Raw genomic sequence first — 20,966 nt, 5'->3', positions numbered from 1 at the left:
TTAGCGATTTGAACAACGTGAGTTCTCAAGAGAGATGTCAGTTAGCCAATTCTCTTGGATGCCTAATAATTCTAGTGACTTTGATTCAAAGTCATCAAGCTCGGAATAATTATAAGGAACTTTTACTCTTAATGTATGTTTCCCATTCTCTTTTTTGAGCGAATGATTTGAAAATTGAAGTTCTTTTAAATTGTCATCGAAATCAGTTGATATAGTAAGTTTTAGGATCTTAAGTTGGTCCCATGGTGTTTTATCCATGAAACCTGCCTGGTCTTCCCAATGCTGTTTGTAAGCTTTATATCCTTTGGTTGAAAACATTTAGTCTCAATAATGTCTATCTTTGATCAAAGTAGACATTATTGAGACTTTTTACATTAAGGGTTAGTTAAGGAATTCCATTCATTCTCGAGTTTCTCACCCTCTTTTTCATCACATTCTCCACCAAGCGAATCAACAATTGTACATGTGTTGTGTACTGCTACTGAAACAGTATTTCCTTCTAGCATTAGTCCATCAACAAAGATTTGATTTCTTGCGATAGGGGTGGAAGTTTGTCTGCTCAAGTTTTTCAATAGCTTGGAAGGAGGCTTTTGCTCTGCGAATAATACGTTCACGTTTTCTTCTTTGAGCTCAGCTATTACCGTTGAAATAGTCTCTGGTCTAAGGCTGGAAGAATCACCAAGGAAATCTAATAGACTCAAAGTCTTCAAGCCAAATGCATCTCCGTAATATTCCATCGCTTTGTGCTTAGAAACGATTGTCCTTCGATCAGTAGGAATTGTGGCAACTTGTTTTTGAGTCCATAAGTCGAGATCTTCCAAAATAGAATTAAAGGTTTGAGTTCTTTCTTTTAAAACTTTTTTTGTTTCTCTGTCAAAGAAGGAAATTTTCTTATTGATATTTTTAGAAATGACATTTCCCATCTTGATAATGTTATGAGGGTCATGCCAGATATGAGGATCTAGCCCACCATGGTCATGGTGGTGATGATGATCGCCTTCATCTGGGACTTGAGCAATCGGTTCAACATCGTCGCCTGAAATATCCTTAAAGAAATGTTCGTCGGCTTCAAATTCAAAAGGCATATGCTCAGTAAAGAATGCATATTTACCACCTTTTTTGATTTCTACAGTAAATGTTGTGGTGTCTTTCTTCTCATTAAATGAAAGAAAATATGCTTTTTCCTGCGCAACAAGTTTGTCATTATTGCGTTTGGTTTCTGAATTATTAGATCCTAATAATTTTTTAGCAAGCTCTTCTGATGCTTCAATATCACCAGAGTTGAGAATAACCATTTTCATTGCAGGATCAGCATAGTCTCCATCGACTTTGGCAAAAGACCATTTGTATGTTCCTGCTGAAAGATCAAAAACACCAGCCCATTCAAAAGCTCCTTCTCCATGGTTATCGCCATGATCATCATGATCATCATGATCATCATGTTTAGCAGCTGAATGATCATCGTGTTCATCATCCTTAGCAGCGGAATGATCATCGTGATCGTCATGATGATCGTCTATTTCTATTGCACTTACGCCGACAACAACAGTTAAAGGATTATCTAACCATTTTTTGATTGCAGGGGTCATCTCTGAACCAAGAGTAAATACTTGGTTTGCACTTTTCAGCGTTTGGGCCTGTCTTGGAGTGATTTTGACATCATGAACATCTTGTTTTCTGTCAATTAAGCAGGTTACAGGTGTTGAAGGTGGTGCGATCGCAGAAACGACATCGCATACTAATGGCTCTACGGCAACAATTGGTTTTGAATTTGCCTGTGCACTCAGATTAATTCCCGAGAATAAAAATGCTCCAGCAAGAAAAGAGCTATTAAGGACTGTTTTATTGAATATTGATTTGCTTTTGCTGGGTTGATTGAACAATTTCGGCATTTAATCAAAGATTAGCATATCTAAAAACGATAATCATTTTCATTCGAGGTTGGCAAGTATATTATGTTTCTTGTCAGCAAATCCTCTAATTGATGTCTAGTTTGATTGCTGAAAATGTGACATATTCCTATTCCAGCAAAATCAAACCTGCTTTAAGTAAGGTTTCTCTTAAGCTTGAGCCAGGTACTTTGACTGCTCTTGTTGGTCCAAATGGCGCTGGTAAGTCAACATTATTAAACTTGCTGCAAGGGAGTAGCACTCCTGATCAAGGAGAAATTACTGTTGACGGAAAACTATTGAGAAATAATCGATCTCAAGTGGCTTTAATGCCTCAGAGGGGAAAGCTGAATTGGAATTTTCCAATTACTGTTGAAGGATTAGTCTCTTTAGGCCGAGTAAATCATTCCAAATCGACTTGTTGTGAATTAGAAGCTGCCCTTCAACGTGTTGGAATATCTCATTTAGCAAAAAGGAGACTTGATGCTTTGTCTGGCGGACAGCAACAAAGAGCATTACTTGCAAAAACATTAATGAATCCAGCCAAAATTTTTCTTCTTGATGAACCTTGCGCCGCCTTTGATCCTCCCGCTAAAGAAGATTTCTTGTTAATCATTCGTCAGCTAGCCGATTCGGGATTCACGGTTTTTGTTAGTAGTCACGACTGGGGAACATCTTTAAATGCCTATGACAAAGTTGTTGCTTTAGATAAAATTATTTTGGCTTCTGGCAGCCCTAAGGAAGTTCAAGAAAAACTTAGTTCAATTAATTATTTGAGGTGGAAGTTATAGGTTTGATACATATTCAAATATTCTTATCCAGCATTAAGTTGATTAGAACAATTTTGGCAGAGACCAAAGTACTCAAGAGTATGAAACAAAAGTTGAAATTTTTTAGAAGTTTTTTTCGACAGATCCATCGTTTTCACCGGACATCCCTTCAAGCGTGTGGTGTCTCCACAGCTTACGCAAGTTAAATGATGGATATCTCTTTCAACTGGCGCATAAAGAACCTCACCATTGGGAAGATGTCTGGAACGAATCAACCCTTGTTTTACTAGTGCTTGCAGGTTTCGATAGACCGTGGTCAGTCCCATTCCCTTTTCACAATGATGAAGTTGTCTATGCAGTTCTTGCCCACTCAATTCATCAGCACATTTCTTAAGTTCATGGAGCAGTTGCTGTTGTCGTTTAGTGATTTCAGGCTTATTTGTATTCATAAGCAAGATCTTAACTTGATCTCTTTTTCTGACCATACTGAAACATTGGCTTAATGTCTTTTTTCAATACAAATTGGTGGATAATTCCTCTTTTGATAACTTCCTTTTCAGGAATACTTTGCCCTGCCATGGGCACTGTATTGATCACTCATAAAAGGCTTCTTCAAGTTAATTTAATTTCGCATTGTGTGCTGCCAGGTCTTGCTTTGGCTATGGCGCTTGGTTTGGATCCTTCTATTGGTGGAGTCATCAGCGGCTTGGTAGGAGCTATTGCAGCAGAAAGCTTGACAAATAAAAAAAATCAAAATTATGAAGTGATTATGAATACAATTCTTGCTGGTTCGATGGGACTCGGTGTTTTGCTTATCCCTCTACTTGGTATCAGGATTGATTTGGAGGCTGTTTTATTTGGAGATTTATTAACTGCAAATTTGAGTGATCTGCTACGAACTGTAATCGCGTTCTCGGTATTTATTTGCTTGATGCTTTTTGGTTACGACAAGCTAGTTCATATTGGTCTTGATCCAGAAGGAGCTGCTTCAAGTGGAGTTAATGTATCTTTTTTAAATTTGGCTCTTGGTTTTACTACGGCACTTGTCATCGTAAGCTCAATGTCTGCAGTTGGAGTCATCCTTGTAATTGCGTTACTTTCAACCCCAACTTTATTGGGGTTACATAAAGCAAGATCTTTATGGATTGCGATGGTTAGATCCTCCATATTTGGATTAATTTTATCTCTTATAGGTTTTTCGCTGGCTATGATTTTGAATTTGCCTCCTGGACCTTTCATTAGTGTTCTTTGTGTTATTTCTTTGATTCTTATACCTAACAATAGATAGATTTAATTTTATGCTTATTGCTTCTAAGAGGTGCTTTTGGGATGGATGAAAAGAGATAGCTTCTTAAAGATCAAGAAATTTGAAAATGGTAACGATATGGTTTTGAATTCAATAAAATGTAGATTAATTCGATATTTTCCACCCTTTCATTGATTAACTCATGAAGAGAACGCAACTCAATGTAAGTATTGACCCAAAACTTTTAGAAAAGATTAAAGAGAGTGCAAGGATTTCGGGAAAATCATTGGTTAGTTATGTCTCCGATTGTTTTGTTAATCAAATACAGAACTTGCCAGTTGAATCGATAGATTCTCGATTTCACATGATTGAACAAAGACTGCAATCAATAGAGAAGAAACTTGACTTTCCAGTTTATGAAAGCTATGTCAAACCATCTTTTACACCTCATGAATTGCAGAATTTTAATGAATTCATTAAAGCTGTTTTCAGTAAAGAATTAAAAAGGAAGGGATATAGATCAATGAAAGAAGCATGGAATGATTTTATAAATCATATAAATTGTTTTGAACAGTGGAATGAGACATGTTCTTTTAGGCTTAAAGAGTCTCTTTTTATTGAACATGCTGATCCTTTAACAAGCGAAGAAATCAATCACCTTAAAGAAGGACAAGTATGTCCTCAACCAATCCGAACAGGGATCATTAATTGGATCAACAATTCAAATAGGGGAGAATGTTGTTGCTCCGATAAAAAGTTTCCATCACAGCAACAAATTTGTGAAAAGGGTTCAATACTTGTTGAAGATATATATTCTTAGATCAATTAAGATCAATTTCTAAAATCAATCAAATCCTAAGTTGTTATAAAAAACATGGGATTAATTTGAGAACTTTGTAGATATATTGCAAAGATTTTATATCAAACTTTAAATTCTTAATCAATTCAAGACTAGTTAGGGTTGATATGGGTTGCACAAGGCATCCATAATTTACCCATCTTGTGGACACCAACGCATCCGATCTTTTTGGCTTTGATCTCTGCCTGAGCTTTAGTTGGATATGCATATATATTTTTTGAAGACGGAGAATTAGAACGATTTATTGACTCCTGAATAGCATTATGTTCTGGACTCCATACCTTTAGACCCATGGTTGTTATCCCTGCAGAAAATATTCCCATTCCGACTATTGAGGCATTTACTACTCCCATCGCTACAGAACCAATAGAAACGACACCCATCGGAACAATTCCAATGCTAATAATCCCCATGGGAACAATTCCAATAGAAATGAATCCAAGTGGTGCTATGCCAAATGCAATTTTTTTTGGTTTGCTTCCACAATGAGAAAGCCCTTCGGTCTCTTTTTGATTACTGCTATTTTTTGTTGTCATTTAGTGTTCAAAATTTAGTGATGGTGGTGATGCCCTTTGTTCGACTTGTTATGTTCTTTCTCTCCATCAGGAGAATGACTTTTACAAGGCATCCATTTATCACCCATTCTATGAGCCCCAGTACAATTGAAATCCTTTGCTGCTTTTTCGGCCTCTCTTTTTGTCTCAAAAAGAGCGGGAGTACCTTGATTCTGAGAATTATATGAACATCCTATTAGTGAAAATGATAGGGAAATAATAATTGTAGAAAGAATAGGCTTGAGCTTGTTCATTTCTCTAGTCAAGGCTAGTATACCTAGCTTCTAGCCTAGGCAAGCCTAGAGCTTTGTCATTTAGTATTTCAGGAAATTTAAAACAAATAAGTAATTAAATAATCCAACTATTCTTTGCCTTTCCCTTTTGAGACTGGGTTTTGATACGGATTGGTGCTCAGCTTTTTCTGAAAATTTTCACGACAAAGAATAAATACAATTTTATGTATCTAAAAGCACACATTATATATTTTTGGCAAGCTCGAGAAGCTACTTTCATAGCATATTAATAGTTTTGCTAGTTTTGCTAGTATTTTAGGATCTATGAAAATCTTTACTCAATTACTCTTAATCCCTTCTGTCTTAGGTCTCATGACGCCAATGGCTGTTCAAGCAGGAGGTGAGAAGCACAAAGGTCATCATGATCACCATGGTAGTCATATGAATATGGGAGATTCATACCCCTCAACTATGTTTATGGGTAAAACGACTTTTGTTTTGGGTGAAGTAGATGGCGTGAGCGATTCTGGAATGGGTGGAATGGGTGGAATGGGTGGAATGGGTGGAATGTCTACTGCTGACGAAAAGGATGGAACAGTTTTTCATTATGATACAAAGTTAATGTTTATGACCAGTTTCACAGGTCAAGACATGCTTAAAACTGCTGTTCGTGTAGGTAATTTTGGCATGATGGAGCCTTTTGGAATGATGGGTGAGGCAAGATTAGATACTGCTTTTAGTAGTAGTGATTCGTTAGAACTTCACAAGGCTTATTATCAGTTCCCTGTTGGAGATGACATTCGTATAACTTTTGGGCCCAAGCTCCGACAGGATGATTTACTTGGCGTGTGGCCTAGTACTTATCCAGGTGATGGGGTTTTGTTTGTCTTGAATCAGGCAGGTGCGAATGATACTTATTCAAAAAAGATGGGAGCGGGTGCTGGAATTACTTGGTCCCATGAAAAATTAGTTGCCTCTGCACTTTTCGTTTCAGAAGATGCATCAAATTCTTCGATTGGCTTTTTAGCTGATGAAGGTAAAGACCACATAACAACTCAGTTGGCTTGGGTTGATGAGAAATTTACTCTTGCCGCTGCATACACTCAGGCTGACAACGGGAATACTGACAATTCTCCTGATACTAACGATTACGCTTCTTTTGGAATAAGTGGGAGCTATCAATTTGGAGATGACTATAGTTTGAGTGCAGGAATGGGATGGAAAAATCCTGATAATGAAGATAGTCCTGATACTGCGATGAATAAGGTGGAGGATGGCAATACATGGTCTGTTGGATTCTTATGGAATGATGCGTTTATTGAGGGCAATAAGCTTGGTTTTGGCATTGGAACAGCCGAAACGCATAGAGATGACAGTGGATATGATGATCCTTTGGCTATGGAAGCTTTTTATGATTTCATAGTGAACGATAGTGTCACAGTTACTCCAGCTATCTTTGTTATCGAGAAAGATGGTAAAGAAGACGTTAATGGGGTTTTGGTGAGTACTACTTTCAATTTCTGATTCTACTATTGATTTTCACTTCGATTTATCTACTTGAGTAGACAATATCAGAGTCATAACCTCAATTTTAGTGATATTACTTCTGAAGAGTTAAAACAATGACTTTTTTACCTAGAGACCTATTATCAATTGAAAAGGGTTTGAAATCTTAATTATGACTAAGGCTTCTAAATATATTTTGATTATAGTTTTTGCTTATCTGATTCAAGTTTTTTCTCAACCAGTCTATGCTTGTGTTGAAGGCTTGAGATGGGGGATGGATTTGCCGAACGTAGAGAGTCATCTTGGTGTATCTTTAACTCCTATCAAAGCAAAAACAAATCAGAATTTGTTTGAGGCGAAAGATGTTCAAATAAGTGGTTTACCTGTAGAGGCGCTTCGAGTTCGAATTGAGAAGCACGATGGATTAAAACAACTTGCTTATGAAATTGATAATGAAAATATGACTGAAGTTTTAGCAGGATTACGTTATCGTTTTGGTCCCCCAGTTGGAACAAATGTTGATGTTGAAAAGGGGTCTTCTCAACAACAATGGCTATGGCATACAGGTGAAGATGTGATTGTTGCAGTTAAGAGCAATCAAAGGCCATTTCTACTATCTTATCGTCCATCACTTTTAGATCCTTCATCCCTCTAGGAGAGATATTTTTTAAATAGTGGAAGTTAAAAAAACTTCTTTATAGTTTATTTAGTAATTTTTACCGAAGTTTGATTGCTGTTTAACAAGTTCAAAGAACTCCTGCTTCAAGCTAGCATCATGACGAAAATCACCTCTGACAATTGAGTTGATCATGCTGGTTTCAGGCTCTTTTACTCCTCTCCATTTCATACAATAATGTTGAGCCTTCACAAGTATCGCTAGGCCTTTGGGTTCACATAAACGTTCAATTTCATCAGCAAGTATCATTACTGCTTCTTCTTGAATATGTGGCCTAGAAAAAACCCAATCAGCTACTCTTGCAAACTTCGAAATTCCAATTACTTTCTCTCCTGGCTTTATGCCTATCCAGCAATCTCCTAAGATAGGAACAAAGTGGTGAGAGCAAGCAGATCTAACAGTTATTGGTCCAAGTGTATAAATCTCATCTAAATTTCTATCGTTAGGGAAATTCGTGACTTTTGGTTGAGGGTGATATCTGCCTTTAAATACTTCATTTATATACATTCTGGAAACTCTTTCTGCAGTCTCTTGAGTGTTGTGGTCATTATCAATATCAATCAACAAGGTTTTGAGCAAATCTCTAACTCTTGTGGCGACTTCTCTTTCAAGTGTTTCAAGCTCTCCTGGCTGAATGAAATCAGAAATATTATCGTTTGCATGGAATCTGGCTCCATTTGCTTGAATACGTTCACGAATTATTTCTGAGACTAATTTGCAAGAAATTTGTTCTTTTAAATTATCTTTAATATTCTCATTTGGAGCAGTAGAAGTCATAACCTTTATTTGTAAGGGAAAAAACCGATGACATACATTTAGAGCGCTAAGACCCTAACATATTGAGTTGACTTTCGTTATGAAGAGAATACTTAAGGGGGGGTTCGAATTTTTATCAAAAATTTTTGTCTAAGAGCAGTTTCTTAGTTATTTCAAGCTTTCAAAGTTCCCAAAAAGAGGATGTACCTAATTTAGTGGTTTGTGAATGGATTTACTTTCTACGCAAAATTCTTTATGAATTATTGAGAAAACTTTCACGATCATTGGAATTGAACCACCTACCTAATGATTACTACTTCAAAGGTATTTTTAAATGATTCCTTGGAAAAACTAAAGAGTTTAAAGCTGAGGTGCTTAAATTTTTATTTTTTTATAATCCCTCCCTTTTCAAATTTCTTATAAAGTACATACCCAATGAGGAGCAAAACAATCAATAAAAAGTTTTGATTAAAGATCCCAATTATTAGATAGGCAAATATTGGAACTAATAAAAATCTTTTGGCTGATAGCTTCTCATCAGGAGTTAAATCTTTCCATTCAAGGTACCTTCTCCACTGAAAAACTCTTTTCATCTCTCTTTCTTTAGGTTCTTGCCGATTGAAAAATCTATTAAAGAAAACTCTTAGTTCATCTAAACGGTTCATCTAATTCCACCCATAACAATATTTTTTCCTTTTTTCTAACATAGTTTTATTACCTCCATCAGTTCCAACACAAGTCTTAAATGCTTTAAGTATTAAAGAGTTCTTTTCTTCTACATTAAGTTTTCGGTAACTGCATGAAGTACCAGCGGTACTTGGAAAGTATCTATATTTATCGTCTAAAGCTTCTGGATATAAATAAGTTATTGGCCATGAATATTGCTCTTCTCCATGTCCTTCTAATTTTATACCTCTTCCTGCCTCATTTATTTCTACAAGGTGGGAAGGCTTTCCATCCTTACAACGAACTTCTATTCCATCCTGATAAGCGGGATAGAAATAAATACCAGCATTAACAGGTGAGGCTAGTCCAAATATCAGCGGTGCAAGTAATAAGCATTTCATAAACCCATCATGCCGCTTTAACTATCGAATTTCTATAGATGTACCAATCAGCTTTTAGCTTTAACAAATATTTCTTATTAAATACGATTTAATGGAAAAAATACTTGAAGGCTAGTAATTGTGAAATTTTTTTTGCAATTACTGAGATCTTTCCTTTTTATTATTTGTTTTAATTTAAATAATAATAGGAAAATATGTATTAAGAAAGTTTTAATTGATGCCGATGAGTGGAATTGAACCACCGACCTACTGGTTACGAATCAGTTGCTCTACCCCTGAGCTACACCGGCATTAGAATTAAAGTATCATCTTTCAATTTATTTTTGATTAATTCTAATAAGCCTGAATCCAAATTGGATCCTAATTTACGAGCTCGTCTTTTGCAGGAGTCTCAAAATCCTTTTCGTGGATTAAGAAGGGCGGTATGGATAGCTCTTTTTGGGTCGGCTGCCTTAGGATTTTTTATTATGTTTAGCAAAATCATTACTGGAGATACTGTCTCTATTTTTGATTTTGGAGTCCAAACCTCGGCGTTAATAATTCTTGGTTTTTTATTATTTAAAGATAGAAATAAATCAGAAAAAGACTAGGATTTTAGTTTTAGTTACTTAAATATAGTTAGGTTTTAACGTGTCCTGATTGAGTTAGTTAGTTAGTTAGTTAGTTAATTTTCTTCTTTGTGTGACAAGTTTGAAGGCTTCTATTTGATCCCCTTCTTCCCAGTTTGCAAATCGATCACAACCAATGCCACATTCGAAACCTGTGGATACATCTTTAACATCGTCTTTGTTTCTTTTAAGAGAATCTAAATCGCCCTCAAAAACTATTTGCTTGCCTCTGTTGACTCTCACACGGCAATTCCGCTGTATTTTTCCATTTGTGACATAGCAACCAGCAACGGCACTTTTTCCAATTGAAAATATTGCTCTTACTTCTGCAACTCCAAGACTTTCTTCTATCATTTCTGGTTCTAGCAGGCCCTCCATTGCAAGTTGAATATCTTCTAAAAGCTTATAGATAACATCGTAATCTCTTACATCAACACCATTTGCATCAGCTGCTCGCTTGGCACCTGAGGCCATTGAAGTATTGAATCCAACAATAACGGCACCAGATGCAGCTGCTAAATCAACATCAGTTTCTGTGATTTCTCCTGGAGCTGAGAGTAGTACTCTTACTTGGACTTCGTCTTTGGGGAGCTGTTCTAATGAGCCAAGTATTGCTTCTAAACTTCCTTGAACATCAGCTTTAAGGATGATATTTAATTCTTTGAGTTCACCTTCACTTGCTTGACCAGATATCGAAGAGAGTGATACTCGTCTAGAGGCCATTTGCTGAGCAAGTCGAGCTGCCCTAGCATCTGTGGCACGCTCTCCAACCACGGATCTTGCTGCTTTTTCATCTGGATATACCTCGAACTCATCACCGGCTGTTGGGACTTCACTGAATCCAAGAGCTTCTACAGGACAAGATGGACCTGCTTCTTTAATTCTAGATCCATTTTCATCAACCATCGCTCTTACTTTGCCAAGGACTGGTCCAGCTGCTACGACATCTCCAGACTTAAGCGTGCCGTTTTGTACTAGTAATGTTGCGACAGGACCTTTTGCTTTATCTAAGTGGGCTTCTATTACAGTTCCTTTCGCCAACCGATCTGGGTTAGCTTGTAGGTCTTCGACTTCAGTTACTAAAAGAACCATTTCTAAAAGTTTGTCAATATTTTCGCCTTTAATTGCGCTAACGGGAACCATAACAACGTCTCCCCCCCATTCTTCAGATAATAAATCTTGCTCTGATAATTCTTGTTTTACACGGTCAGGAGATGAACCTTCTTTATCAATTTTGTTAATTGCTACGACAATGGGGACTTTTGCTGCTCGTGCATGACTAATAGCTTCAAGGGTTTGAGGCCTAACGCCATCATCAGCGGCTACAACCAAAATCGCTACATCTGTAACCCTGGTGCCTCTAGCTCTCATAGCTGTGAAGGCTTCATGTCCAGGAGTATCAAGAAAAGTTAGTTTTTTAGTTGATCCATCATGTTCAGTTTCAATTTGATAAGCACCAATATGTTGAGTAATGCCACCAGCCTCTCCTGCCGCAACCCTTGCTTTTCTAATAGCATCTAATAAAGATGTTTTTCCGTGGTCTACATGGCCCATCACTGTAACGACAGGTGGCCTTCTTATTAAGTGTTTCAAATCTCCCTCTTCAATCATTTCAACTGTTTTTTTTGCAGCCTCTTCAACATCATCTTGAAGAACAGGTACTCCAAATTCCTCAGCAACTGTTTCGATTGTTGTTAGATCTAATGATTGAGTAACAGTTGCAGTAATTCCTTTGAAAAAGAGTGATTTTATGATTTCAGAACTTTCAACGCTGAGCATGTCGGCTAGTTCTTGAACAGTGAGATTATCCTCTGGAACTACAATCATTTCTGGCCTTACAAGTTTTGCTTCTCTTGCGGCCCTTAATTCCATGGCGCGTCTTCTTTGCCTTTGACGCGTGGTTTCTTTCTTACGCTTTTTAAGTGCAGTTAAAGGCTTTCCATTGTTTTTCTTGCCAGATTTAGGCTTTGATGGTCGAGCCAAGCTGGCGGAAAGAACGACAGCTTGCTGTTCCCCTGCGAACCCGCTTGTTTCTGAAGTTAAAGCATCATCGTTTTCTCCAATGATATGAACTTTTTGACGCTGTTTTTGCGGCGATTTATTTCTTAAAGCATCAAGTTTTGCACTGTCATCCCAGTCTGGCCTTCCTGTCCTTCTTGGAGCAGTAGCTCCACCTGGTCTATGTGCTGGCTTTTTAGGTGCTGCTGGAGCGGGCCTATTTACCGGAGGTCGGGCTCCTGTTGAGTTTTCTCGTTTCGGCTTAGGACTATTGGCAGCATCAGATTTTCTTTGAGGGATACTTGGTCTGGCTTGGGGCTTTTGCAATTGCATCAATTCACTTGGTGCAACTGGCTTTCTCATTCCAGATGGAACACCTGTCCGATTACCAGATCGAGTTGGACCACCAACTGTTCTAGTGGAAATTCCAGGTCTATTTTGCCCCCCGCCTCTATTTGGAGGTCCAGAACGAACTGGCCCACCTGGACGATTATTAGCCCCTGGACGATTTTGACCTTGAATAGGTCGATTTACTCCTACTCCTCTGTTAGGACCTGGTCGGTTTGGCGCCCCAGGTCGACTGGGACCTACTCCTCGATTGCTGGAACCGGGTCGGTTTGATAATCCTTGACGGTTTGATGAGACTGGCTGTTTTGGTGCTCCAGGTCTCGATGGCATTAATGGTTTATTTCTTACCTCGTTTGCCTGAGGTTTAATAACAGGCTTTTCTCTTCGAATAGGTGCACCTACTAATTCAAGAGTATTACCTTTGGTTGGAGGCTGAGGAGTTCTTGAAGTTAAATTTTGTTTGTTTTGATTTTTGGTTCTTTGAAAATTGCCTGGGCCAACTTTTTTAGGAGAAATCTCATCTTGATTAGTCCTTGGCTTTAGCTTCTGATTATTAAATTGTGATTGTTTTTTTTCTTGAATATTTACTTGTGGTCTGCTTGGTGGTGCTAGCGGCCTCTTTGGTTGTTTGGGATAGTTGGGTTGAAGCTGATTTATTGGCTTTTTAGGTAATTCTGTATTTTTTGGAGGGTTGTTGAATTTAGGATCTGTTTTTTGCTCGGTAGGCTGTGACTTTCTCTCTGTTTTGGGTACAAGCTTAGAAATAGTTGGCTTTATTTCTTTTCTAGGTTTGGGAGGTAAAGGTTTGTTTGGTTTAGAGGGTGCTGTTACTTGTGGATTTTCAGTAAGTTTGTTTTTTAAAATCTTTTGATTATTAGATGAAGTTGATTCTTGAGATTGAACTGAAGTTTGGTTTGGCTTTGAGAGTATATTTAATTTTTTATCTGAATTCTCTGATTGGAAAGAAGCATTTTCCTTAATTTCAGTCTTTTGATTTTTTTGTGTTTTAGTGGAATTTTTTTTAACTGAAAGGATTTCTTTATCTAATTTTTTATTTGGTTTATTTGTTGTTGCTTTTGTGGCAGTACTTTTTTTTAGAAAATCTTTGATTTGATTTGCTTCAAGATTGCTAATGGAACTGCTATGGCTCTTTGCAGCTATAGAAAGTTTTCGAGCTGCATCTAGCACATCTTTATTGTCAAGGCTTAAGTCCTTGGACAATTCATAAATTCTGATTTTTCCGCTGCTGGTCATTAATGTTGTACTTGAACTTTAGATTTGGTTTTGAGTTAGGTGTGTTCTCTTCATGAACATCATGCCTCAGTATCTGAATCAATGCAGGTATTAAGTTGTTTTTGGAGCATATTGAAAAAGCTTGAGTGAATCTCACATCTCAAGGCTTTTTGTAATCGTTTTCGCTTCAAAGCTACCTCAAAGCATGATTCAGTTGGACATAGATAGGCTGATCTTCCCATCCCGCCACAAAGAACTACTCCATTCTGAAAATCTCTAGTAACTTTTAAAAGACACTTGCGATCAAGTACTTTTTTGCAAGCTACACATCTCCGCAGAATGGGATTTTGACTCACCGGGTTCCTTCCTCTTCTTGAATTAATTTATCTTCGCTATCATCAGACACTTCGGTTGTTTCTTCAATATTGTTTTCAGCAGATTCAGGTTCTGTTTCATCTGGATCAATATCTGATAATTGATCATTTTGGAAATCTTCTTCGTCTTCAGGTAAGGGATAGAGCTCTCTTAATCGAGCATCTTCTTCAGCTCTAGCAGCTTGTTCAGCTTCCAATCTTTTCTCAGCTTCTCTCTGTAACGACTCTTCTTCTTCTCTTTGAGAAATTAATTCTGCAACTTCTGAATCTTCAGTGGCTTGATCATATTCCTGGGAATTTTTGATATCTATTTTCCATCCAGTAAGCCTTGCAGCAAGTCTTACATTTTGTCCTTCTCTACCAATGGCAAGACTAAGTTGATCAGGGGGGACTAATACATGAGCATGCTGTCCTTCAGGATCTACAAGTCTGACCACTTCAACTCTTGCAGGGCTTAATGAATTACAGATGTATTGAACCGGATCAGACGACCAACGAATGACATCTATTTTTTCTCCACGAAGTTCATTAACAACTTGCTGAATTCGAGCTCCTCTAGCACCGATGCATGCTCCAACTGGGTCCACCTCTCTTTCAATACTATCAACTGCTACTTTTGTTCTTGGACCTACAGCTCTTGAGGGTGGATTCGCTTCACGAGCAACAGCAACAATACGCACTGAACCTTCTTGTATTTCCGGTACCTCGTTCTCAAACAAATAGACCACCAGGCCAGCATTTGATCTGCTTACAAAAAGTTGAGGACCGCGCCTAGGAATTTCACTAACTTCTTTGAGGAATACTTTGAATGTTGCATTTGCTCTGTAATTATCATTTGGCAATTGATCTCTTCTTGGAAGCTCTGCTTCGACCTCTGGTCTCCCTAGCCCTGAGCTTACAGCCATAATTACTGACTGCCTCTCAAATCTTATGACCCTGGCAGTAAGAACTGGATCTTCTAAATCAGCAAATTCCTCTTGAATCATTCTTCTTTGCTGATCTCTTAATTTTTGTGCCAATACCTGCTTGGTTGTAGATGCAGCCATTCTTCCAAAATCTTCTTTTTCTGGAGTCACATCTAAAACAACTGTATCTCCAACTTGAGCGTCATCAGCAACCTGCATAACTTCTGCTATTGCTATTTGATGATCATCGCTTTCAACCTCTTCGACTATTATTTTACTTGCTAAAACTCTGTAGCCTTCCTCCTCTAAATCTAAACCAACATCAAAATTACTAAAATAATCATCTTCAAAAGGATCTTCACTGATACCTAAGTATAGAGTCCTTCGATATCTTTCATAACCTTTTAAAAGTGCTTCTCTTAAAGCAGCTTCGACAACTTGTGATGGAAGTTTTTTTTCCTCACTAATGTCTTCAATTAAGTTATTTAAGCCTGGGAGTAAAACAAGAGCCATCGATGATGGGATATAGAGATGAGAATGATTGGGTTAGATAGTTAATATCTAAATTTTAACCAGAAGGTGTTGTAAGTCGGACTTCAATAACGTCTTCGACTGGGATTCGGTGAACTTTACCCTTTTGATTTATTTGAAGATCATTATCTGACCTTTTTAGAAGCAAACCAGTTGTTTTTTGTTCAATTTTTTTTAAATCCTGATAAGTAACTTCAATTGGAAAACCTTTAAAAATTTGAAAATCTTTTTCCTTAGTTAAGATTTCACCAACTCCTTCGCTACTAATTTCTAAAGTAAAAGGTTGATTAATGATAGATGAATTTTGAATCGCTTCATCAATATATTCACTAAGCATAGAGCAGTCATCAATAGTGACTTTCTTGTCAGGATTTTGGTGTCGAATATTGACTTGAATTGATAAGGGATTTAGATGAGTGAACATCTTGAAATCACTTACAGCAAAGCCATTCTTAGATGCTGACTTTGCTGCGAGAACTCTCAATTCTGTAACGGTTTGATTAGACAAAAGGCAGAGTCGAATTCGGGCGATCGGCCCGAGCGGTTTAAGTTTTGACCTGCCTCTATTTAAAGAGGTACCGTCAGGCAATTAAATATTACTAGATAAAGGTTTCGGTTACCTCTAAAATTGGGTTCTTATTATTTTGGATTGATATACCTTATTGTTTTTGAAAGTTTTGGCTCGTTATGATCAGCTTTAAAAAGTTAGCAATCATTTGGAGAACGACCAAAAAATTTTTTATTGCTTCAATTCTATTTTGCTTTTTGTTTGCTCCATTAGCTGCATTAGCCTTAGAAGATTTTGACATAAGTGAATCGCATAGTTTTGTTGCCAATGTTGCAAGTAAGGTTTCACCATCGGTAGTAAGAATTGATATTGAACGGGAAATTCAAGCAGACGAATTTGAATCTGATTTACTTGACCCATTGTTAAGAGATCTTTTAGGAGACTTGGGGGGCTTCCCTCAAAAGGAGCGGGGACAAGGTTCAGGAGTAATTATTGACACTTCCGGATTAATCCTTACTAACGCTCATGTGGTTGAAAGAGTTGATCATGTAATGATTACTCTGCAAAACGGTAACCAAGTTGATGGAAAAGTAATTGGGACAGATCAAGTAACTGATTTGGCTTTAGTAAAAATTAAAGAATTTTCTGGTATAAAAAGTGCAAAATTGGGAGATTCAGAAGACATTCAAGTTGGAGATTGGGCAATTGCACTTGGAACTCCTTACGGGCTTGAAAGCACTGTCACATTGGGTATAGTCAGTAGTCTTCACCGAGATATAAACACTCTTGGCTTTTCAGATAAGAGATTGGATTTAATTCAAACTGATGCAGCGATAAATCCTGGCAATTCAGGAGGACCTTTGATCAATTCAATTGGAGAAGTTATTGGAATAAATACTTTGGTGAGATCAGGACCAGGGGCTGGATTGGGATTTGCAATTCCAATTAATCTAGCCTCTAAAGTTACTAATCAGCTGCTCGCCAATGGTGAGGTTATTCATCCTTACCTTGGGGCGCAGTTGGTTTTGCTGAATGAAAGAATAGCTAAAGAACATAATCAAGATCCAAATGCATTGATTTTTTTACCTGAAAGATCAGGAGCACTTGTTCAATCTGTTATTCCTCAAAGTCCAGCTGAGGAAGGAGGCCTAAGACGAGGTGATCTTGTAATTAACGCAGAGGGGAATGCAATTAATGATCCAAGAACTTTACTAATGCAAGTTGAGAATGCTCAAATAGGAAAGCCTTTTGAATTGGAAGTTCTAAGAAATAATAAAGAAATTAATCTTTCTATTAAGCCTGCTGCTTTACCGGGAATAAGCTAAATATTTTGCTACTGTCTCTCGAAAAGGTACGAAAAAATGGATCTCCAAACTCAGATGAAACATGCAGTTGCTCAAGCTGCTGTAGACAAAATTCAAAACGGGATGGTTCTTGGTCTGGGTTCTGGCTCCACAGCAGCATTGATGATTGAGGCTCTTGCTCAGAAAATAAAATCAGGAGTAATTAAAGATGTTGTTGGTGTAACTACATCTTTTCAGGGCGAAGTGCTTGCTGCCGAATTAGGAATACCACTTAAATCTCTATCTTCTGTCTCACAAATTGATCTTGCAATAGATGGAGCAGATGAAGTTGATTCTAGCTTTCAGCTAATTAAAGGTGGAGGCGCTTGTCATGTGCAAGAAAAACTTGTAGCTGCTTTGGCCAAAAAATTTATAGTTGTTGTTGACTCAACAAAAATTGTTGAAAGATTAAATCTTGATTTCAAGTTGCCAGTAGAGGTTTTACCTTCCGCTTGGAAACAAGTAAAAAAAACCTTAGAAGATTTGGGTGGAGTAGGGCAACTTAGGATGGCCCAGAAAAAGGCTGGACCAATTGTTACTGATCAGGGTAACTTGATTCTTGATTTAACCTTTCAGAATGGTATTGATCAACCAGAACAACTTGAAAGTCAAATTAATAACATTCCAGGTGTTCTTGAAAATGGACTTTTTGTAAATCTGACAGATGAGGTTTTAGTTGGAAAAGTTGAAAATGAAGTAGTTGTTGTTGAATCACTTAGCAAGATTTAGAGTCTCTAATTAATATTGATTCTGCGTGGCTATGCAACCCCTCGCTATTAGCTAAATGCACTATGGCATGCTTAGTTTCATCAAAAGCTTCTTGAGAGAAATCTATAAGTGATGTATTTTTCATAAAGGTTTCCACCCCAAGAGCACCAGCAAATCTTGCAGTACCCGAAGTTGGAAGGGTATGATTTGGCCCTCCGAGATAATCTCCAACAGCCTCAGGGCTCCATGAGCCCATAAATATTGCACCAGCATTTCTGATGTTTTTTGATAATTCCTGAGGATCGGTTACAAGTAACTCAAGATGTTCGGGAGCAAAGCTATCACTTAACTCTATGCAAGCTTCTAATTCATCACAAAGAACTATTAAACCCCAATCTATAATTGACTTTTTGCATATTTCATATCTTGGATGATTGATTAATTGACGTTCAAGTTCTGCTGGTAATTTTTTCGATAATTCTTTATTGGTAGTTATTAGTATTGCAGATGCTAAAGGGTCATGTTCTGATTGGGCTAGCATGTCAGATGCAACATGTTCCAATTTTGCTGATTGATCAGCAATGATTAGAATTTCACTTGGTCCAGCTAAAGAATCAATGCCTACTTTTCCATAAACATTTTTCTTGGCCAATGTTACATATATATTTCCTGGTCCAGTAATTACATCTACTTTTGGAATCGATTCAGTTCCATTAGCAAGTGCACCAATAGCTTGAGCACCTCCAATACGAAAAACTTTGTTTATACCAGTAATATGTGCTGCAGCTAAAACGGTTTTGTTTAGTTCTCCTTTAGAGTTGGCTGGAGAAACCATTATGGTTTGATTCACTCCTGCTACGTATGCTGGAATAGCATTCATTAGAACAGTGCTTGGATATGCCGCTCTACCACCAGGTACATATATTCCCGCTTTTTCAACTGGACGCCATCTTCTCCCTAGTGATTCTCCATGCACCCCCTTGTAATTGATATTTTTTGGAATTTGAAGTCTATGAAATTTTTCAATTCTTTTTTTTGCTAATAAAAGTGAATCTTGCAAAGCCTTAGGTGTCTCTTCCCAGGCTTTCAATATTAAATCTGATGGTACTTGCAATTCTTCCGCAATAAATCCATCAAAGCGAGAAGTGTATTCTTTAAGAGCTTCATCACCCCTCTCGCATACGTTTTTAAGTATTTCATTAACTACCTTTATGGCTTCGTCTTGAACGTTTCCCGATGTTCTATCAGTAATTCTCTTCAGCTCAAGCTTAGCCTGATCGATATTGTTAGCTATTTTTATAATTGATTTTTTTGAGAGGTTTTTTTGAACCGCATTTTTATTAATTATTTGCGTCATGAACTTTTGGATAGGTTCAATTTGATTATCTTATGCCTTAATTTTGATTTATGTAGATCTTCTTCATGGTCTTGAGGTAGTGTGGAATAACATTAAGATTAAAACACCAAGCCTCCGTGGCAAATACCAACTCAGCTAAAAAGCGAATTCAAATAGCGGAACGCAACCGCCTTGAAAACAAAAATTACAAATCTACAGTTCGCACGTTAATGAAGCGATGCTTTGTTGCTTGTGGGATCTTTGAAAAAGAACCTGGTGATGAATCTAAAGCAGATCTTCAAAAAACGTTCAATTTAGCCTTCAGTAAAATTGATAAAGCCGTTAAAAAAGGTGTTTTGCATAGGAACACAGGGGCTAATCAAAAATCTAGACTTAGCCTTGCTCTTAAAAAAGTTTTGAAGGAAGTTGTTTGAGAAAAAATAATAAAGGATTTATTATTCAAAGAAGAATATATTTTCTATCTTGAGCGATCAAAAAAGTTCAATAATTGATAGTCACTGCCATATCGTATTCTCTAACTTTGATGAAGATAGAGAAAAAGTTGCAGAAAGGTGGCGATCCCAAGGTGTTAAAGCTTTATTACACGCTTGTGTAGAGCCTTCGGAAATACCGGCTATCAAGTCATTGGCTGATCAATTCCACGAAATGAGGTATTCAGTTGGAGTTCATCCATTAGATGTTCATCACTGGAGACCTGAAACTTTAAATGTTTTAAAAAATGCAGCTCTTGATGATAAGAGAGTCGTTGCGATAGGAGAATTAGGTCTTGATCTTTTCAAGGCAGAAAATTTGAGTGAGCAGCTATCTATCTTAATGCCCCAATTAAAGCTTGCTTATGAATTGAATTTGCCAGTAATTGTTCATTGCAGAGATGCTGCTAAAGAGATGCAAGAAGTCTTCTCGAAGCTTACTGAAGAGAATTGTTGTCCGAGAGGTGTTATGCATTGCTGGAGTGGAAATCTTCGGGAGATGAGAGACTTTCTTGATCTGGGCTTTTACATAAGCTTTAGCGGGAATGTAACTTTCAAAAAAGCGATTGATATCCATGAATGTGCGAGAGAAGTCCCTTCAACAAGGTTTCTTGTTGAAACAGATAGTCCTTTCTTGTCTCCTGTTCCGCATAGAGGCAAGAGGAATGAGCCTTCTTTCGTAAGGCATGTAGTAGAAAAAATTTCAGAGCTTAAAGGTGAAAGCTTTTATGAAATTGCCGAAAAAAGCACTCAAAATGCAAGGAAATTGTTTGGGTTGCCTTAAATATCTCAATTTGCCCTAGTTAATTATCTGATTTGAGTGTAGAATTATACATTGTCTTGCAAAGCGTGGTATCTACGCTTGGCCTTTATTAGGTTCTACCTTTAGTGTCAGTTGGTTCGTTGATTAAGTAAATTCATTTCATAGCTCAGTCTTCTAGGAGATTGTTTTTTTGTTTTTACTTAGGAGAGCTCAATTACTTTTACTAAAGTACAAGTAAAGACATCCCCCCCCGTCCTCTAAATA

General features: G+C 37.4%; 23 protein-coding genes and 1 tRNA gene. 10 read left to right on the top strand and 14 right to left on the bottom strand.

Translation table 11 applies throughout. The features are described 5' to 3' along the window. Entirely contained in the window at window positions 1-318 is a 318-nt protein-coding gene (locus tag DNJ73_RS08155) for a hypothetical protein (RefSeq protein WP_158467205.1), read from the bottom strand. Between the two features lie 56 nt (window positions 319-374). After that, on the bottom strand, window positions 375-1,892 hold the full coding sequence (locus DNJ73_RS08150; protein ID WP_158467204.1) for a metal ABC transporter solute-binding protein, Zn/Mn family: 1,518 nt from the start codon (window positions 1,890-1,892) through the stop codon (window positions 375-377). A 92-nt stretch (window positions 1,893-1,984) separates the two neighbouring features. Between DNJ73_RS08150 and DNJ73_RS08145 the strand changes: the two genes are divergently transcribed. Further along, complete coding sequence (locus DNJ73_RS08145) at window positions 1,985-2,680, top strand: ABC transporter ATP-binding protein (RefSeq protein WP_158467203.1); 696 nt, start codon at window positions 1,985-1,987, stop codon at window positions 2,678-2,680. 23 nt (window positions 2,681-2,703) lie between these two features. Here DNJ73_RS08145 and DNJ73_RS08140 read toward each other — a convergent pair whose 3' ends face one another. Further along, entirely contained in the window at window positions 2,704-3,108 is a 405-nt protein-coding gene (locus DNJ73_RS08140; RefSeq protein WP_187152630.1) for a Fur family transcriptional regulator, read from the bottom strand. A gap of 53 nt (window positions 3,109-3,161) precedes the next feature. On the opposite strand from DNJ73_RS08140, the gene DNJ73_RS08135 reads away from it, so the two are divergent. Next, on the top strand, window positions 3,162-3,947 hold the full coding sequence (locus DNJ73_RS08135) for a metal ABC transporter permease (RefSeq protein WP_158467202.1): 786 nt from the start codon (window positions 3,162-3,164) through the stop codon (window positions 3,945-3,947). A gap of 160 nt (window positions 3,948-4,107) precedes the next feature. Continuing rightward, on the top strand, window positions 4,108-4,725 hold the full coding sequence (locus DNJ73_RS08130) for a hypothetical protein (protein WP_158467201.1): 618 nt from the start codon (window positions 4,108-4,110) through the stop codon (window positions 4,723-4,725). 131 nt (window positions 4,726-4,856) lie between these two features. On the opposite strand, the gene DNJ73_RS08125 is transcribed toward DNJ73_RS08130, so the two are convergent. Further along, window positions 4,857-5,300: a hypothetical protein gene (locus tag DNJ73_RS08125; RefSeq protein WP_158467200.1), complete on the bottom strand. Its 444-nt coding sequence runs from the start codon at window positions 5,298-5,300 to the stop codon at window positions 4,857-4,859. A gap of 14 nt (window positions 5,301-5,314) precedes the next feature. After that, window positions 5,315-5,572 carry a DUF3721 domain-containing protein gene (locus DNJ73_RS08120; RefSeq protein ID WP_158467199.1) on the bottom strand — a complete coding sequence of 86 codons (258 nt, stop codon included), beginning with the start codon at window positions 5,570-5,572 and terminating at the stop codon, window positions 5,315-5,317. A gap of 303 nt (window positions 5,573-5,875) precedes the next feature. On the opposite strand from DNJ73_RS08120, the gene DNJ73_RS08115 reads away from it, so the two are divergent. Continuing rightward, window positions 5,876-7,075 carry a carbohydrate porin gene (locus tag DNJ73_RS08115; RefSeq protein WP_158467198.1) on the top strand — a complete coding sequence of 400 codons (1,200 nt, stop codon included), beginning with the start codon at window positions 5,876-5,878 and terminating at the stop codon, window positions 7,073-7,075. A 154-nt stretch (window positions 7,076-7,229) separates the two neighbouring features. After that, on the top strand, window positions 7,230-7,712 hold the full coding sequence (locus DNJ73_RS08110) for a hypothetical protein (RefSeq protein ID WP_158467197.1): 483 nt from the start codon (window positions 7,230-7,232) through the stop codon (window positions 7,710-7,712). Between the two features lie 51 nt (window positions 7,713-7,763). Here the strand turns inward: DNJ73_RS08110 and folE are convergent, their stop codons facing one another. From folE to DNJ73_RS08090, 4 genes are all read right to left on the bottom strand, one after another. Continuing rightward, the gene (gene folE / locus DNJ73_RS08105) at window positions 7,764-8,510 is read right to left on the bottom strand and encodes a GTP cyclohydrolase I (RefSeq protein ID WP_158467196.1); all 747 of its coding nucleotides are present in this window, start codon (window positions 8,508-8,510) and stop codon (window positions 7,764-7,766) included. A 362-nt stretch (window positions 8,511-8,872) separates the two neighbouring features. Then, window positions 8,873-9,154: a hypothetical protein gene (locus tag DNJ73_RS08100; protein ID WP_158467195.1), complete on the bottom strand. Its 282-nt coding sequence runs from the start codon at window positions 9,152-9,154 to the stop codon at window positions 8,873-8,875. Further along, the gene (locus DNJ73_RS08095; RefSeq protein ID WP_158467194.1) at window positions 9,155-9,556 is read right to left on the bottom strand and encodes a hypothetical protein; all 402 of its coding nucleotides are present in this window, start codon (window positions 9,554-9,556) and stop codon (window positions 9,155-9,157) included. 218 nt (window positions 9,557-9,774) lie between these two features. Further along, window positions 9,775-9,846, bottom strand: a tRNA-Thr gene (locus tag DNJ73_RS08090). A 33-nt stretch (window positions 9,847-9,879) separates the two neighbouring features. On the opposite strand from DNJ73_RS08090, the gene DNJ73_RS08085 reads away from it, so the two are divergent. Further along, window positions 9,880-10,146, top strand: a complete 267-nt coding sequence (locus DNJ73_RS08085) for a DUF3493 domain-containing protein (protein WP_187152629.1) — start codon at window positions 9,880-9,882, stop codon at window positions 10,144-10,146. A gap of 66 nt (window positions 10,147-10,212) precedes the next feature. Here the strand turns inward: DNJ73_RS08085 and infB are convergent, their stop codons facing one another. Genes infB through DNJ73_RS08065 form a run of 4 tightly spaced genes read right to left on the bottom strand, consistent with a single transcriptional unit; the run spans window position 10,213 to window position 16,061 of the window. Beyond that, entirely contained in the window at window positions 10,213-13,764 is a 3,552-nt protein-coding gene (gene infB / locus DNJ73_RS08080; protein WP_158467193.1) for a translation initiation factor IF-2, read from the bottom strand. A 59-nt stretch (window positions 13,765-13,823) separates the two neighbouring features. Beyond that, on the bottom strand, window positions 13,824-14,099 hold the full coding sequence (locus DNJ73_RS08075; RefSeq protein ID WP_158467192.1) for a YlxR family protein: 276 nt from the start codon (window positions 14,097-14,099) through the stop codon (window positions 13,824-13,826). Then, window positions 14,096-15,535 (bottom strand): transcription termination factor NusA, encoded by a 1,440-nt coding sequence (gene nusA / locus DNJ73_RS08070; protein WP_158467191.1) that lies wholly within the window; start codon window positions 15,533-15,535, stop codon window positions 14,096-14,098. Before nusA ends, DNJ73_RS08075 begins: the two co-directional genes overlap by 4 nt. Before the next feature lie 55 nt (window positions 15,536-15,590). Continuing rightward, window positions 15,591-16,061: a ribosome maturation factor RimP gene (locus DNJ73_RS08065; RefSeq protein WP_261792597.1), complete on the bottom strand. Its 471-nt coding sequence runs from the start codon at window positions 16,059-16,061 to the stop codon at window positions 15,591-15,593. 179 nt (window positions 16,062-16,240) lie between these two features. Between DNJ73_RS08065 and DNJ73_RS08060 the strand changes: the two genes are divergently transcribed. After that, complete coding sequence (locus DNJ73_RS08060) at window positions 16,241-17,386, top strand: trypsin-like peptidase domain-containing protein (protein WP_158467189.1); 1,146 nt, start codon at window positions 16,241-16,243, stop codon at window positions 17,384-17,386. Window positions 17,387-17,422: 36 nt separating this feature from the next. Next, window positions 17,423-18,133, top strand: coding sequence for a ribose-5-phosphate isomerase RpiA (gene rpiA / locus DNJ73_RS08055; protein WP_158467188.1), 711 nt, complete (start codon window positions 17,423-17,425; stop codon window positions 18,131-18,133). Here the strand turns inward: rpiA and hisD are convergent. After that, the gene (gene hisD / locus DNJ73_RS08050; RefSeq protein ID WP_158467187.1) at window positions 18,120-19,469 is read right to left on the bottom strand and encodes a histidinol dehydrogenase; all 1,350 of its coding nucleotides are present in this window, start codon (window positions 19,467-19,469) and stop codon (window positions 18,120-18,122) included. The genes rpiA and hisD overlap by 14 nt on opposite strands. Window positions 19,470-19,585: 116 nt before the next feature. Here hisD and rpsT point away from each other — a divergent pair, with 116 nt between their 5' ends. Both rpsT and DNJ73_RS08040 read left to right on the top strand, forming a co-directional pair. After that, a complete protein-coding gene (rpsT, locus tag DNJ73_RS08045; protein ID WP_158467186.1) occupies window positions 19,586-19,882 on the top strand; it encodes a 30S ribosomal protein S20 in 297 nt (98 codons plus the stop codon). Window positions 19,883-19,931: 49 nt separating this feature from the next. Further along, the gene (locus DNJ73_RS08040) at window positions 19,932-20,723 is read left to right on the top strand and encodes a TatD family hydrolase (protein WP_158467185.1); all 792 of its coding nucleotides are present in this window, start codon (window positions 19,932-19,934) and stop codon (window positions 20,721-20,723) included. Window positions 20,724-20,966: the final 243 nt, after the last annotated feature.

This window comes from Prochlorococcus marinus XMU1408, assembly GCF_003208055.1.
GTDB lineage: Bacteria > Cyanobacteriota > Cyanobacteriia > PCC-6307 > Cyanobiaceae > Prochlorococcus_B > Prochlorococcus_B marinus_A.
Note: the sequence above shows the minus strand (reverse complement) of the source record. Positions and strands in the feature narration are given on the sequence as shown.